Origin of the sequence: Mesorhizobium sp. WSM4884, assembly GCF_029625675.1 — a bacterium.
GTDB lineage: Bacteria > Pseudomonadota > Alphaproteobacteria > Rhizobiales > Rhizobiaceae > Mesorhizobium.
On the sequence record NZ_JARTVO010000009.1, the window covers coordinates 202,683 to 216,825 of the forward strand.

Below are 14,143 nucleotides of genomic sequence, written 5' to 3' on the forward strand. Positions count from 1 at the left end.
CGTATGTTCGCGGCCGAGGAGAATATTATTTCGCGAAGAGGTTGCAGCGGCGTGCCGCCAGCGGCCTCGGCTTTCTCAATCGCGCCAAGGCGTTGTGGCCGTTTGCCGATTCAATTGATGAGCGCCTGTACCGTTACTCAGGCTTCGGCCGCCGCTTTGAGCCCGCCCAAGATATCGGACTTGAGGTCCGCGACATCTTCCAGCCCGATCTGCAGGCGAATCAGCGGGCCGGCATAGGAGCCCTTGGCGATGGTGCGGTCGCCGAGGAAGACCGGCACGGCAAGGCTCTCATAGCCGCCCCAGGAATAGCCGAGGCCGAAGATCTTCAATGCGTCGAGGAAGGCGTGCTGCTGCTTCTGGCCGCCGCCGTTGAGCACAATCGAAAAGACGCCGCTCGAGCCGCAGAAGTCGCGCTTCCAGAGCGCGTGGTCGGGGTGGCTCGGCAGCGCCGGATGCAGCACCTCTGCCACGCCCGGCTGCTCTTCCAGCCAGCGCGCGATATCGAGCGCGCTCTTCTGGTGATGCTCGAGCCTCACCCCCATGGTGCGCAGGCCGCGCAGCACCTGGTAGACGTCGTCCGGTCCGGAACAGCAGCCCAGCGTGCAGAAGCCTTCATAGAGCTTCTTCCAGCAGGCCTCGTTGGCCGACACCGTGCCGAGCAGCACATCCGAATGGCCGGCCGGATATTTGGTCGCAGCATGGATGGAGATGTCGACGCCGTGATCGAGCGGCTTGAAATAGAGCGGCGTCGCCCACGTGTTGTCCATCATGATGATCGCGCCGGCGGCGTGCGCCGCCTTGGCGATCGCCGGAATATCTTGCACCTCGTAGGTATTCGATCCCGGCGATTCGGTGAATACAACGGTCGTGTTGGGCTTGATCAGCCGGGCGATGCCGGCGCCGATGCGCGGATCGTAATATTCGACCTCGACGCCGAGGCGCTTCAGCATGGTGTCGGCGAAATTCCGGGTCGGGTGATAGATCGAATCGACGATCAGCAGGTGGTCGCCGGCCGAAACGAAGGTGAGCAGGGGAATCGTGACTGCCGCCAGGCCCGACGGCACGGCGATGGTGCCGGCCGAGCCTTCGAGCGCGTCAACGGCGAGCGTCAGCGCATCCATGGTCGGCGTGCCGCGCGTGCCGTAGGTGTATTTCTGATTGCGCGAGGCCATCGCGGCGGCGTCGGGGTAAAGCACCGTCGAGGCGTGCACGACAGGCGGATTGACGAAGCCGAAATAGTCGCGCGGATTGTTGCCGGAATGGGCAAGCCGCGTATTGATGCCGGTCTTGCTGTCGTCTGTCGCCATGGTTCGTCGCCTGTCGTAGTGTGTCAGGAGGCCAGCCATAGAGCGGCGGAACTGGCGGCGCAACCGCTCCGCACCCGCCAAGCGACGGTGTTTGGATGGGCCAAATGAAGATCGCCGGCTGATCGTTTGCGCCCCCATTGCGCGCTTCGCGTGCGCCCTCTGCCGAAGGCGGCCCGGCGCGCCACCCTCCAGCCATGAATCATGCCAGTCCTTCCGTTCGGGGCGACAGTAGTAACCGGCCGGAATTCAGGTAACGTCCAAATTTTCATGAGGCCTGATTTGCCGGTTCCGGTTGCAGCTCTTGACCAACTCGTGGGCGCTTTTGGCTGCAATTCGGTCATTCGCGGCAATCGGTTTCCAAACGTGTCGCAATTCGGTCATTTCCCTTGACCTCACAGGAATAATCGCCTTCGATGCGTTTCGTGAATGGGAGGCAGTGTATCGGCAACGATGCGGGTCCGGGAGTGGGCCGAAGTGGGAGCTGCATTCACGCATGAAAAAAGATCAGGGCTGCCTGGGAAGCAGGGGCGCCTGTAAGCAGAAAAGGGTCTGAGGGTCATGAAACACATTGCAATCGGCATTCTCGGCGCCGCCGCGCTCGGGTTCACGGCATCGGCAGCTTCGGCCGGCACGCTGGATACCGTGAAGCAGAAGGGCTTCATCCAGTGCGGCGTCTCGACCGGCCTGGCCGGCTTCTCCGCGCCGGACGACAAGGGGGAATGGCAGGGTATCGACGCCGACTTCTGCCGCGCCGTCGCGGCCGCCGTGTTCGGCGATGGCACCAAGGTCAAGTTCACCCCGCTCAGCGCCAAGGAGCGCTTCACCGCGCTGCAGTCGGGCGAGGTCGACATCCTGTCGCGCAACACCACCTGGACGATCAATCGCGACACCGCGCTCGGCCTGAATTTCGTCGGCGTCACCTATTATGACGGCCAGGGCTTCATGATCAACGCCAAGAAGCTGCCGGGCGTGAACTCGGCGCTGCAGCTTTCGGGCGCCGCCGTCTGCGTGCAGAGCGGCACCACCACCGAGCTCAACCTTGCCGATTACTTCAAGTCGAACAAGATGGAGTACAATCCCGTCGTGTTCGAGAAGCTGGAAGAGGTCAACGCCGCCTATGATGCCGGGCGCTGCGACGTCTACACCACCGACCAGTCGGGCCTCTACGGCATCCGCCTGACGCTGGGCGCGCCGGCCGACCATGTCGTGCTGCCCGAGATCATCTCCAAGGAGCCGCTCGGACCGGCCGTGCGCCAGGGCGACGATCAGTGGTACCACATCGTCAAGTGGACGCTCTTTGCGCTGATCAACGCCGAGGAGTACGGCATCACCAAGGCCAATGTCGACGAGATGAAGAACTCGGACAATCCCGAGATCAAGCGCATCCTCGGCCAGGAGGCCGACACCAAGATCGGCACCGATCTCGGTGTCTCCAACGATTGGGTCGTCAATATCGTCAAGGCCGTGGGCAACTACGGCGAGATGTTCGACCGCAACGTCGGCTCCGGCAGCCCGCTCAAGATCGCGCGCGGCATCAACGCTCTGTGGACCAAGGGCGGCCTGCAATACGCTCCGCCGATCCGCTGATCGAAATGTGATCCGGGGGGCAGGTCGTCTGCCTCCCGGTTTCTCTTTTCAGGGGATGGTCGCATGGCATCGCAGGAAATCCTTCGCGAGGGGCCGAGCAGCGGCTCCTTGATCAATGACCCGAAAATACGCAGCCTCTTCTTCCAGACGCTGGTCATCGTCTTCGTGTTCGGCTCGATCTGGTGGATCGTCCATAACGTCATCGACAATCTGCAGCGCCTGCATATCGCGTCCGGCTTCGGCTTCCTCAAGGGCAGGGCCGGTTTCGATATCTCGGACACGCCGATCGCCTACACGTCCGATTCGACCTACGGTCGCGCCATCCTTGTCGGCCTCGTCAACACGATCATTGTCGCCATCGCCGGCATCATTACCGCGACCGTCATCGGTTTCATCATCGGTATCGGCCGCCTGTCGCAGAACTGGCTGATCCGCAAGATCTGCACGGTCTATGTCGAGATCTTCCGCAACATCCCGCCGCTGCTGGTCATCTTCTTCTGGTACTCGGGCGTGCTGGCCGTGCTGCCGCCGCCTCGCGAGAGCATCCATCTGCCGTTCAGCTCCTTCCTCAACCAGCGTGGCTTCTACTTCCCGCGCGCCGTATGGGGCGACGGCTCCTGGCTGATCTTCGTCGCCTTCCTGGTCGCGCTCGCAATGGCCTGGTTCGTCGCCCGCAAGGCGCGCCAGCGGCAGATGGCGACCGGCCAGCAGTTCCCCGTGTTCTGGACTTCGGTCGCGCTGATCGTCGGCCTGCCGGCGCTCGCCTTCCTGCTTGCCGGGATGCCGCTCACCTTCGACCTCCCGAAGCAGTCGACCTTCAATCTCACCGGCGGCTTCCAGGTCAAACCCGAATTCCTGTCGCTCTATCTGGCGCTGTCCTGCTATACGGCGGCTTTCATCGCCGAGATCGTGCGCGCCGGCATCAGGGGCGTCAGCAAGGGCCAGAGCGAGGCGGCGGGCGCGCTCGGCCTGCGCTCCGGGCCGATCCTGCGCCTGGTCGTGGTGCCGCAGGCGATGCGCATCGTCATCCCGCCGCTCACCAGCCAGTATCTCAACCTGACCAAGAATTCGTCGCTGGCGATCGCCATAGGTTATCCCGATCTCACCGCCACCGCCGGCACGGTGCTCAACCAGACGGGGCAGGCGGTCGAGGGCGTTTTCATCATGATGATCGCCTATCTGGTGCTGAGCCTCGTCACCTCGGCGGTGATGAACGTGGTCAACGCCAGAATGGCGCTGGTGGAGAGGTAGAGCCATGCAGGAACACGATATGTCCTGGGTGCGCACCGAGATGGCGCTGGCTCAGCCGGCGCCACCCACCGAGCGCGGCGCCTATGCCTGGGTGCGCAAGAACCTGATTGGTTCGGTCGGCGACACGATCCTCACCATCCTCGGCATCGCCATCGTCGCCTGGATCCTGCCGCAGGTCATCAACTGGGCCTTCATCAACGCCCAGTGGAGCGGGCCTAACCGCAGCGTCTGCGCCACCGTCTCGCAAGGCGGCGTGCAGCCCGACGGCTGGACCGGCGCCTGCTGGGCCTTCGTCAACGCCAAGTTCGGCCAGTTCATGTTCGGCACCTATCCGATCGAAGAGCGTTGGCGGCCGATCCTGGTCGCCATCCTGTTCGTGGCGCTGCTGGTGCCGATGCTGATCCCGCGCGTGCCGCGCAAGGGACTGAACGCCATCCTGCTGTTTCTGGTGCTGCCGATCGTTGCCTTCTTCCTGCTGAGCGGCGGCGTGCTCGGGCTGCCGCATGTCGAGACCGCGCGGTGGGGCGGGCTCCTCGTCACGCTCAGCCTGTCCTTCGTCGGCATCGCCGTGTCGCTGCCTTTGGGCATCGTGCTGGCGCTCGGCCGCCGTTCGAAAATGCCGATCATCAAGTGGTTGTGCGTCGTCTTCATCGAGACGGTGCGCGGCATTCCGCTGATCACCGTGCTGTTCTTCGCCAGCGTCATGCTGCCGCTGTTTCTCCCCGCCGGCGTCAGCTTCGACAAGTTCCTGCGGGCGCTGATCGGCGTGTCGCTGTTTGCCGCCGCCTATATGGCGGAGGTGGTGCGCGGCGGCCTGCAAGCGATTCCGAAGGGTCAGTATGAGGGCGCCGATTCGCTCGGCCTCGGCTATTGGCAGAAGATGGGCCTGATCGTCCTGCCGCAGGCGTTGAAGCTGGTCATTCCCGGCATCGTCAACACCTTCATCGGCATGTTCAAGGACACCAGCCTGGTCCTCATCATCTCGATGTTCGACCTGCTCGGCGTGGTCAAGCAGAACTTCTCCGACGCCAACTGGGCGACGCCGCAGACCGCCAAGTCCGGCCTGATCTTCGCCGCCTTCGTGTTCTGGCTGTTCTGCTTCGGCATGTCGCGCTATTCAATGTATACCGAACGCCGGCTCGACACCGGCTACAAACGCTGATGCATGTCGCCCAAAGCGTGTAGCGGTTTTGGGTTAAACGACATGCATCAAATCGAACGATAAAAGGGGAATTGGCCATGGCCACCGAAAACGCCGTCAGCGCCGAAGACATCAAGGTCGACGCCAAGAAGATGCATATCTCGACCACCGATGTCGCCATCGACATCATCGGGATGCACAAATGGTATGGCGAGTTCCATGTGCTGAAGGACATCAACCTCAAGGTGATGCGCGGCGAGCGCATCGTCATCTGCGGCCCGTCCGGCTCCGGCAAGTCGACCATGATCCGCTGCATCAACCGGCTGGAAGAGCACCAGAAGGGCAAGATCATCGTCGACGGCAAGGAACTCACCAACGACCTGAAGAAGATCGACGAGGTGCGCCGCGAGGTCGGCATGGTGTTCCAGCACTTCAACCTGTTCCCGCACCTCACCATCCTGGAGAACTGCACGCTGGCCCCGATCTGGGTACGCAAGACGCCGAAGAAGCAGGCCGAGGAAATCGCCATGCATTTCCTGAAGCGCGTCAAGATCCCGGAGCAGGCCAACAAATACCCCGGCCAGCTGTCCGGCGGCCAGCAGCAGCGCGTGGCGATCGCCCGCTCGCTCTGCATGAACCCGCGCATCATGCTGTTCGACGAGCCGACCTCGGCGCTCGACCCCGAAATGATCAAGGAAGTGCTGGAGACGATGGTGGGGCTGGCCGAGGAAGGCATGACCATGCTTTGCGTCACCCACGAGATGGGCTTTGCCCGCAAGGTCGCCAACCGCGTCATCTTCATGGATCAAGGTCAGATCGTCGAGCAGAACACGCCGGCCGAGTTCTTCGACCATCCGCGCCATGAGCGCACGAAACTGTTCCTGTCGCAGATCCTGCACTGAGCGATCGGAGAGCGATTTTTGAGAAGCCCGGCCGCGAAACGCCCGGGTTTCTTGTTTTTGGGCGATCGGCTGGTGGAGTCCGCTGCTGGTCTTGCTGGGGATTTCGATGCGTTTGTATAACTGAGTGCCGATTTTCCGGGCCTAGGCGGTAGTGACGATTTAACTACCTTAGCCATATTGCGATAGCGGCGAGTTTGACGAAGCCCATGAAGTTGGCGAGGAGCTTGTCGTATCGGGTTGCGACACGTCGGAACTGCTTGAGCTTGTTGAAGAAGCGCTCGATACGGTTGCGCTCCTTGTAGAGGTCGACGTCGTAGGGGCGTTGAACCTTTCGGTTGCGCTTGGGCGGGATAACGACCTCGGTGCCGCTTTCGGCGATGCTGTCGACGAGATGGTCGGCGTCATAACCTTTGTCGGCGATGGTGTTTTCGGCGTCGATACCGTCAATCAGGTCATGGGCCAAGGCGATGTCGTTGCGCTGGCCGGGCGAGCCGATCAGGCGGACGGGAAGGCCGAGAGCTTCGGTTGCGGCGTGGATTTTGGTGCTCAGGCCGCCTCGAGACCGGCCCAGGCCCTGGGCATGCGCCCCCCTTTGACCTTGCGGGCACCGGCGGCATGCTGGTGCGCTCGCACGATGGTCGAGTCGATCATCAGCCACTCCAGGTCAGCTTCGCGAGCCAACGTTTCGAGCATGTCGTCCAACACACCCATCTCGATCCAGCGATAATAGCGCCGCTTCACTGAACGGTAGTCGCCAAGCCGCTCCGGCAGGTCCCGCCAGCGTCCTCCCGAACGCGCCATCCACAGCAGGGCGTCCAGGAACTTGCGGTTATCCGTGCGCGGCCCACGCTTACCCTTTGTGCCGCCGGGCACAAAACCCTTGATCCGTTCCCACTGGTCGTCCCGAAGCGCATCGCAGTCCATCGCCGATCTCCAAAAATCAGCGTTGAATCCGATTTGCACCTCCTTGGGAATCCCAAACCCGTTAAATCGTCACTACCGCTTAGTACGCTCTGCGCCGAACTACGCCCTCTGCCAGAATTCTTCGGTCAGTTCAGGAATATCGCTCGTATCGACATCGCCCTCCGATCGCACTTTCGGTGCAGCGATTTCCGCTTTCTGGCTTCCGTCAGTGGTGGCGGATTTGCGGGATCGATGGTGTGTCGGATGAGCTTAGCCATAGTTCATTCTTAATACGCGCGGGTATGTCGTCTAATGCGAACGCCGCGTTCCTTCACACCCCCCTCTGTCCCGCCGGCCAATCCAATTTTGTCGGCCACCCACTAAAAGCCCCTACCGCCTCACCACCTAGGCTCCTCCCACCCGTAAAGCCAATCCAGATCCGCGGCGAGCTTTTCCGCCGGCCGCGTCGCCAGCACCAGGTTGCGGGCGATCGCGACCGGGCCCCAGGCATGCCAGGCGAGGCGGTTGAGCGCGCCGCGCCCGAGCACCTTCTCGATGCGCGGGCGCCTGAGCTTTTCCCAGGTGGTGAGGCTTTGCTTCGGATCGCTGGCTGCGATCACGCTGGCGAGCATCGAGGCGTCCTCAATTCCCATCGCCGCGCCCTGCGCCGCGAACGGCGTCATGGCATGCGCGGCATCGCCGATCAGCGCGATGCCCTCCGGCATCGTCCAACGCCGTTGCTCGACGGTGTGGATCGGAAACGCTGTCCATGCTCCGGCGAGCGCGGCAAGCCTCGCCAGCGCCGCCGACGTGCCGCGCATGGCGCCAGCAAGAATGGCGGGGTCGGCACGGCCGGACCAGCCTTCCGCGATGCGCTCGCCCTTGGTGAAGGCGGCCAGGTTGACGGCGCTGCCCCTGCTCACCGGATAGGCGACCATGTGGAAGCCCGGATGCAGGAAGGTGGTGACGCAGTCGCTCGCGCCGACCGCCGCAAAGGCCTGGCCGGCGGCGCTTTCCGTCGCCACCGTGGCGCGCCAGGCCAGCTCGCCGGAGAAGCGGTTTCTGCCGAAAGCCAAGTCTTTGCCCGCAAGCTGCCTGCGAACCGTCGACCAGACGCCGTCGGCGCCGATCAGCAGTCCCCCGGCGATCTCAATCTTGCCACCATCGGTTTCGGCTGTGACGGCGATGTTTTGCGGCTCGACAGTGATGTCCGTCACCCGCGCGCCGGTGATGAGTTGGATTTCGGGCCGCTCGGCCACCCGCGCTGTCAGCGCCGTTTGCAGATCGGCGCGATGCGCGACCAGATAGGGCGCGCCCCAGCGGTTCTCCCCAGCCTGGCCCAGCGGTACCCGCGCCAGCTCGCGCAAGGTGGCGGCGTCCTTCAGCAGCACCGCTTCCGGCCTGACGGCGCTCGCCGCCAAGCGTTCGAGCACGCCGAGCCGGCGCAGGATGCGGGTTGCGTTGGGGGAAAGCTGGAGCCCGGCGCCTACCACTTCGAGCTGCTTGGCCTGTTCCAGCACGGTCACGGCATAGCCGCGTTCGGCAAAGGCGAGCGCCGCAGTCAGCCCAGCGACACCAGCCCCGGCGATGACGACCTGCCGGGACCGCGCTTCAGTCATGATCTGGCAGTCATCCGCGATCTGCTAGTCAGGCGGCCTGGTCGATATAGAGGCAGCCGGCAGGCTCTGTTTCCGTCGCCTTCAGCTTCGGTGAATAGCGGTAGAGCGTCGAGCAGTAGGGGCAGACCTTCTCATTGTCGTCGCCCATGTCGAGGAACACATGCGGATGGTCGAAGGGCGGGTTGGCGCCGGTGCACATGAATTCCTTGACGCCGATGTCGATGACCGGATGGCCCGCATCGTTCTGGAAATGGGGAATGGAACCGCCTGCCATCGTCGTCTCCTTCAGTTCGGACCCGTTTGCATCTGGATCATAACCTGCCAGTTTGCAAGATCGATGAAATGAAACTGTCGCAAAAGGCTGGCAGAGGATAAGTTGAGCCGGTTAAGCGCATGACCTCGGGGAACAACCGATTCCGTGACATCATGCGTCATGAAAGCATGTTAGAGCGTCGGTCACGCGTCCGGCGGTGTATGGCGCTCCAAAAGGGACGGTTGCGGGCAAGGAACCATGAACGAACTGAAGCCGGTACAGAGCGAATTCATCACCGTCGAGGCGGCAAGCCCCGACGGCGGCAATCCCGACCGTTTCGTCAACCGCGAGTTCTCCTGGCTGCAGTTCAACCGGCGCGTGCTGGAGGAATCGCTGAACGAGCGCCATCCGCTGCTCGAGCGCGTCCGCTTCCTGTCGATCTCGGCCGCCAATCTCGATGAGTTCTTCATGGTCCGCGTCGCCGGTCTCGCCGGCCAGGTGCGCGAGGGCATTGTGCTGAAGAGTCCGGACGGCCGCACGCCCGAGCAACAGCTCGAGCAGCTGCTGCGCGAGGTCGAGCGTCTGCAGGAAGACCAGCAGAAGAGCCTGTCGACCTTGATGGAGCTGCTCAACAAGGAAGGCATCGAGAGCATCACCCGCGACGCGCTCAGCAAGGACGAGAAGGCCTGGCTGGAAGAGCATTTCCAGGAACAGGTCTTCCCGGTGCTGACCCCGCTGTCCATCGACCCGGCGCATCCGTTCCCGTTCATCCCCAATCTCGGTTTCTCGATGGCGCTGCAGTTGCGCCACCGCAAGAACGGCGAGGAGATGAGCGCGCTGCTGCGCCTGCCGGTGGCGCTGCGGCGCTTCATCCGTCTGCCCGACCGCAAGCACCACGTGCGCTTCATCCCGCTCGAGGAAGCGGTCGGCATCTATATCTCCAAGCTGTTCCCCGGCTATGAGGTCAAGGGCTCCGGCACGTTCCGCATCATTCGCGACAGCGATATCGAGGTCGAGGAAGAGTCGGAGGATCTCGTGCGCCTGTTCGAGACGGCGCTGAAACGCCGTCGTCGCGGGTCCGTGATCCGCATCGAATTCGACACGCTGATGCCGGCCGAGTTGCGCGAGTTCGTCGCCGGCGAACTCGGCGTTTCGGCAAGCCGTATCAGTGTGCTCACCGGTCCGCTGGCGCTCAACCAGATCTCCGAGATCGTCGCCATTCCGCGCGACGACCTCAAATTCACGCCCTACAATCCGCGTTTCCCCGAGCGCATCCGCGAGCATGGCGGCGACTGCCTGGCCGCTATCCGCGAGAAGGACATCATCGTCCACCACCCCTACGAATCCTTCGACGTGGTGGTGCAGTTCCTGCGCCAGGCGGCGGCGGATCCGGAAGTGGTGGCGATCAAGCAAACGCTCTACCGTACCTCGAACGACAGCCCGATCGTGCGCGCGCTGATCGACGCGGCCGAGGCCGGCAAGTCGGTGACGGCGCTCGTCGAACTCAAGGCGCGCTTCGACGAGGAGGCCAACATCCGCTGGGCGCGCGACCTCGAGCGCGCCGGCGTCCAGGTCGTCTTCGGCTTCCTGGAGTTGAAGACCCACGCCAAGATGTCGCTCATCGTGCGCCGCGAGGACGGCAGGTTGCGCAACTACGTGCATCTCGGCACCGGCAACTATCATCCGGTCACGGCGCGCATCTACACCGACCTATCCTTCTTCACCACCGATTCGACGATCGCGCGCGACGTCGCGCAGATCTTCAATTTCATAACCGGCTATGCCGAGCCGGCCGAAGAGATGCGCCTTGCCGTGTCGCCCTTCACGCTGCGCAACCGCATCCTGAAACACATCTCCGATGAGATCGCCCATGCGCGCGAGGGCCGGCCGGCCCGCATCTGGATGAAGATGAACGCGCTGGTCGACCCGATCGTCATCGACGCGCTCTATGACGCCAGCCGCTCCGGCGTCGAGGTCGACCTCGTCGTGCGCGGCATCTGCTGCCTGCGGCCGCAGGTGCCGGGCCTGTCCGAGAACATCAGGGTGAAGTCGATCGTCGGCCGCTTCCTGGAGCACAGCCGCATCTTCTGCTTCGGCAACGGCCATGGCCTGCCGTCCGACGAAGCGATCGTCTACATCTCGTCCGCCGACATGATGCCGCGCAATCTCGACCGCCGCGTCGAAACCCTGGTGCCGATCACCAATCCAACTGTGCATGAGCAGGTGCTTGGTCAGATCATGCTCGGCAACGTCATGGACAACCAGCAAAGTTTCGACGTATTGGCTGACGGCACCTCCCGGCGCGTCGTGCTGGAGGAGGGTGAGGAACCGTTCAATGCGCAGGAATATTTCATGACCAATCCGAGCCTCTCCGGACGGGGTGACGCGCTGAAATCGCATGCGCCAAGGCGCATCGCCCAGTTCAAGCGCCGCAAGAAGAACGCCGCCGCGTGATTTCAGTCTCCCAGGGCCGGCTCCAGGACCGGCGGCCGCTGTCGATCATCGACATCGGCTCGAACTCGATCCGCCTCGTCGTCTATGAAGGGCTGGCGCGCTCGCCGACGCTTTTGTTCAACGAAAAGATGCTGGCCGGCCTCGGCCGCGGCATCGTTTCGACGGGCAAGCTCGACCCAGAGGCGGTGACGCGCTCGATGGAGGAGTTCCGCCGTTTTCGAGCGCTTTCGGATCAGGCCGGCGCCGAGCACATGTATGTGCTGGCGACCGCGGCGGCGCGCGAGGCGATCAACGGCCCGGACTTCATCCACCGCGCCGAGGACGTGCTGAAGACCGAGATCCGCGTGCTTTCCGGCCGCCAGGAGGCGCATTATTCGGCGCTCGGCATCATCTCCGGCTTCCACCCGGCCAACGGCATCGCCGGCGACCTTGGCGGCGGCAGCCTTGAGCTGATCGACATCAATGGCGAAGCGATCGGCGACGGCATCACGCTGCCGCTCGGCGGCCTGCGCCTGCAGGACATGGCCAAGAACTCGCTCGTCCAGGCGCAGAAGATCGCGCGCCAGGAACTGACGCGGGCGAAGTTGCTCAAGGGCGGGCAGGGCGGGGTCTTCTATGCCGTCGGCGGCACCTGGCGAAACCTCGCCCGGCTGCACATGGAGATGAACAACTACCCGCTCGGCGTCATGCATCATTACGAGATTGCCGCCGACAGTGCCCAGAATTTCCTCAGGCAGGTGGCCAAGGGCGAGGTCGAGAAAGTCAGGGGCATCGAGGGTGTCTCCAAGAACCGCCGCTCGCTTCTGCCTTACGGCGCCGTCGTGCTGCAGGAGATCATGGCGGCGATGCAGCCCTCCAAGATCGTCGTCTCGGCGCAGGGCGTGCGCGAGGGCTTCCTCTATTCGCTGCTCGACGTGGCCGAGCAGAAGGCCGATCCGCTGATCTCGGCGGCCGAAGAGCTGGCAGTGCTGCGTTCGCGTTCGGTCCATCATGCGCATGACCTCGTCGAATGGACCGGCAAGGCCTTCAAGGCCTTCGGCATTGACGAGACTGTGGACGAGGCGCGCTATCGCCATGCCGCCTGCCTGCTCGCCGATATCGGCTGGCGCGCGCATCCCGAATATCGCGGCAGGCAGTCGCTCAACATCATCGCGCATGCCTCCTTCATCGGCGTCGACCATCCTGGCCGCGCCTATCTGGCCTTGGCCAGCGCCTATCGCCATGATGGTATCTTCAACGACGGCATCGCGCCGGAGATCAAGGCGCTGGCGCCGCCGCGCATGCTCGAGCGCGCCCGCGTGCTGGCGGCGATGATGCGCGTCATCTATCTGCTGACGGCGGCAATGCCGGGCGTGATGCCCCGGCTGAAATGGGAAAGCCGCGGCAACGGCGCGCTGGCGCTCGTGCTGCCGGCTTCGCTTGCCGACCTCTATGGCGAGCGTCCGGCCGGCCGGCTGGCGCAGCTGGCGCGCATCACCAACCGCCGCCTGGTGCTGGCCGTCGAAGGCGGTCCGAGCGTGTCGGTGAAATAGGGCGTGTCGGTAAAGTAGCGGATCAAGTGACCTCGGCGCCGATACCAAAGCCGCGCCCGTCCGCCGACCATGCACCCGCGCCGGCCATGGCGAGCGCCAGGAATCCTCCGGCAATCGCGACGTCCTTCATCAGCATCTGCTGGTGCAAGAAGGCGAGCGTCGCGTCGTCGGCGCCCTGGCCGTAATGGCCGATGAAGCCGGCGACGATGCAGAAGGCGGCAAGCAGAAGTGCTGCGATCCGCGTCTGGAAGCCGATCAGGATCAGCAATCCGGCGATCAGCTCGAACAGGCCGGTGCCCCAGGCGGCTAAAGTCGGCAGCGGCAGGCCGAGGCCGGCGAAATAGCTCGTCGTGCCGGCGATCTTGGTGAGCGCCTGGAAGCCGGAAGGCACGAAAAGCCCGGCAAGCAGGAGCCGCGAGATGAGAAGCAGTGCGTTGCGGGGCATTTGCCACCTCCCTTGCCGGCGTCATGCCGGCTGCGGGCGCAGTCTACGCCTGCCCCGGAGAACGAAAAAGCGGCGCGGAAAATTACGCGCCGCCTTCATTTCAGGCCGGGGAGGGCCAAGCAATTCCAGGAAAGTGTGAAGCGGTTAGGCGCGGCGACTTCGCCGTCGCCTTCCGTTCGGAATTGCGTCAAGCAAAACCTTCAGCCGCGCTTGGCGTCGATCGAGTAGGCACCGGCGCCCGAGGAGGCGAGCAGGATGAAGCCGCCGGTGATGGCGAGGTTCTTGAGGAACTGGATCATCTGCATCTGGTCGGCCCAGCCGGTGTGAGCGACCAGCCCGGTGGCGATCGTGAAGATGGCGAGCACCCAGGCGGCGACGCGGGTCTGGAAGCCAACGAGGATGGCAAGCCCGCCGAGCAGCTCGATCAGGCCGACGACAACGGCCGTCACGGTCGGCAGAGGCAGGCCGAGGGCGCCGAAGTAGCCGGCAGTGCCTGAAATGGCGGTCAGCTTGCCGAAGCCGGAAAGCAGGAAGATGACGGCGAGCAGGATGCGGCCGAGCAGGATCGTGACGGAACTGTTGGACGCGGTGCCGGCGCCGGCGGTAGAAGTGTTGATGGACATGGCGAGTCTCCGAGCGGGTTGAATGCCCTGTCAGATAGACGATGGAGACTGTTCACCAAAGCCGCTTATGTGGCGACACATCGTTCACAGATTTTATGTTCTAAGGTTTTCGCCGCCGACGCGAAA

General features: G+C 63.6%; 12 protein-coding genes. 6 read left to right on the top strand and 6 right to left on the bottom strand.

The annotated features are described in order from the left end of the window. Positions 1-137: 137 nt before the first annotated feature. Complete coding sequence (locus tag P9236_RS17095; RefSeq protein ID WP_278075815.1) at positions 138-1,307, bottom strand: cystathionine beta-lyase; 1,170 nt, start codon at positions 1,305-1,307, stop codon at positions 138-140. Between the two features lie 558 nt (positions 1,308-1,865). On the opposite strand from P9236_RS17095, the gene P9236_RS17100 reads away from it, so the two are divergent. From P9236_RS17100 to P9236_RS17115, 4 genes are all read left to right on the top strand, one after another. Then, positions 1,866-2,894 (top strand): amino acid ABC transporter substrate-binding protein, encoded by a 1,029-nt coding sequence (locus P9236_RS17100; RefSeq protein ID WP_278075816.1) that lies wholly within the window; start codon positions 1,866-1,868, stop codon positions 2,892-2,894. 63 nt (positions 2,895-2,957) lie between these two features. After that, a complete protein-coding gene (locus P9236_RS17105; RefSeq protein WP_278075817.1) occupies positions 2,958-4,145 on the top strand; it encodes an amino acid ABC transporter permease in 1,188 nt (395 codons plus the stop codon). A 4-nt stretch (positions 4,146-4,149) separates the two neighbouring features. Continuing rightward, a complete protein-coding gene (locus P9236_RS17110) occupies positions 4,150-5,307 on the top strand; it encodes an amino acid ABC transporter permease (RefSeq protein ID WP_278075818.1) in 1,158 nt (385 codons plus the stop codon). Positions 5,308-5,384: 77 nt separating this feature from the next. Beyond that, the gene (locus tag P9236_RS17115; RefSeq protein ID WP_059186423.1) at positions 5,385-6,188 is read left to right on the top strand and encodes an amino acid ABC transporter ATP-binding protein; all 804 of its coding nucleotides are present in this window, start codon (positions 5,385-5,387) and stop codon (positions 6,186-6,188) included. Between the two features lie 163 nt (positions 6,189-6,351). On the opposite strand, the gene P9236_RS17120 is transcribed toward P9236_RS17115, so the two are convergent. The 3 genes from P9236_RS17120 to P9236_RS17130 all read right to left on the bottom strand — a co-directional run bounded on the left by P9236_RS17120 (position 6,352) and on the right by P9236_RS17130 (position 8,984). Then, positions 6,352-7,112 (bottom strand): IS5 family transposase gene (locus P9236_RS17120; protein WP_278075819.1). Its coding sequence is split into 2 segments (ribosomal slippage): positions 6,352-6,773 and positions 6,773-7,112, totalling 762 coding nucleotides; the frame shifts between segments, so codons are not numbered across the junction. A 377-nt stretch (positions 7,113-7,489) separates the two neighbouring features. Then, complete coding sequence (locus P9236_RS17125; RefSeq protein WP_278075820.1) at positions 7,490-8,710, bottom strand: FAD-dependent monooxygenase; 1,221 nt, start codon at positions 8,708-8,710, stop codon at positions 7,490-7,492. A gap of 28 nt (positions 8,711-8,738) precedes the next feature. Then, positions 8,739-8,984, bottom strand: coding sequence for a zinc-finger domain-containing protein (locus P9236_RS17130; RefSeq protein ID WP_278075821.1), 246 nt, complete (start codon positions 8,982-8,984; stop codon positions 8,739-8,741). Between the two features lie 237 nt (positions 8,985-9,221). On the opposite strand from P9236_RS17130, the gene P9236_RS17135 reads away from it, so the two are divergent. Next, positions 9,222-11,417 (top strand): RNA degradosome polyphosphate kinase, encoded by a 2,196-nt coding sequence (locus tag P9236_RS17135; RefSeq protein ID WP_278075822.1) that lies wholly within the window; start codon positions 9,222-9,224, stop codon positions 11,415-11,417. After that, positions 11,414-12,949 (top strand): exopolyphosphatase, encoded by a 1,536-nt coding sequence (gene ppx, locus P9236_RS17140; RefSeq protein WP_278075823.1) that lies wholly within the window; start codon positions 11,414-11,416, stop codon positions 12,947-12,949. Before P9236_RS17135 ends, ppx begins: the two co-directional genes overlap by 4 nt. A 22-nt stretch (positions 12,950-12,971) precedes the next feature. Here ppx and P9236_RS17145 read toward each other — a convergent pair whose 3' ends face one another. Both P9236_RS17145 and P9236_RS17150 read right to left on the bottom strand, forming a co-directional pair. Continuing rightward, positions 12,972-13,394, bottom strand: a complete 423-nt coding sequence (locus P9236_RS17145) for a DoxX family protein (RefSeq protein WP_278075824.1) — start codon at positions 13,392-13,394, stop codon at positions 12,972-12,974. 200 nt (positions 13,395-13,594) lie between these two features. Beyond that, entirely contained in the window at positions 13,595-14,017 is a 423-nt protein-coding gene (locus tag P9236_RS17150) for a DoxX family protein (RefSeq protein ID WP_278075825.1), read from the bottom strand. Positions 14,018-14,143 lie beyond the last annotated feature (126 nt).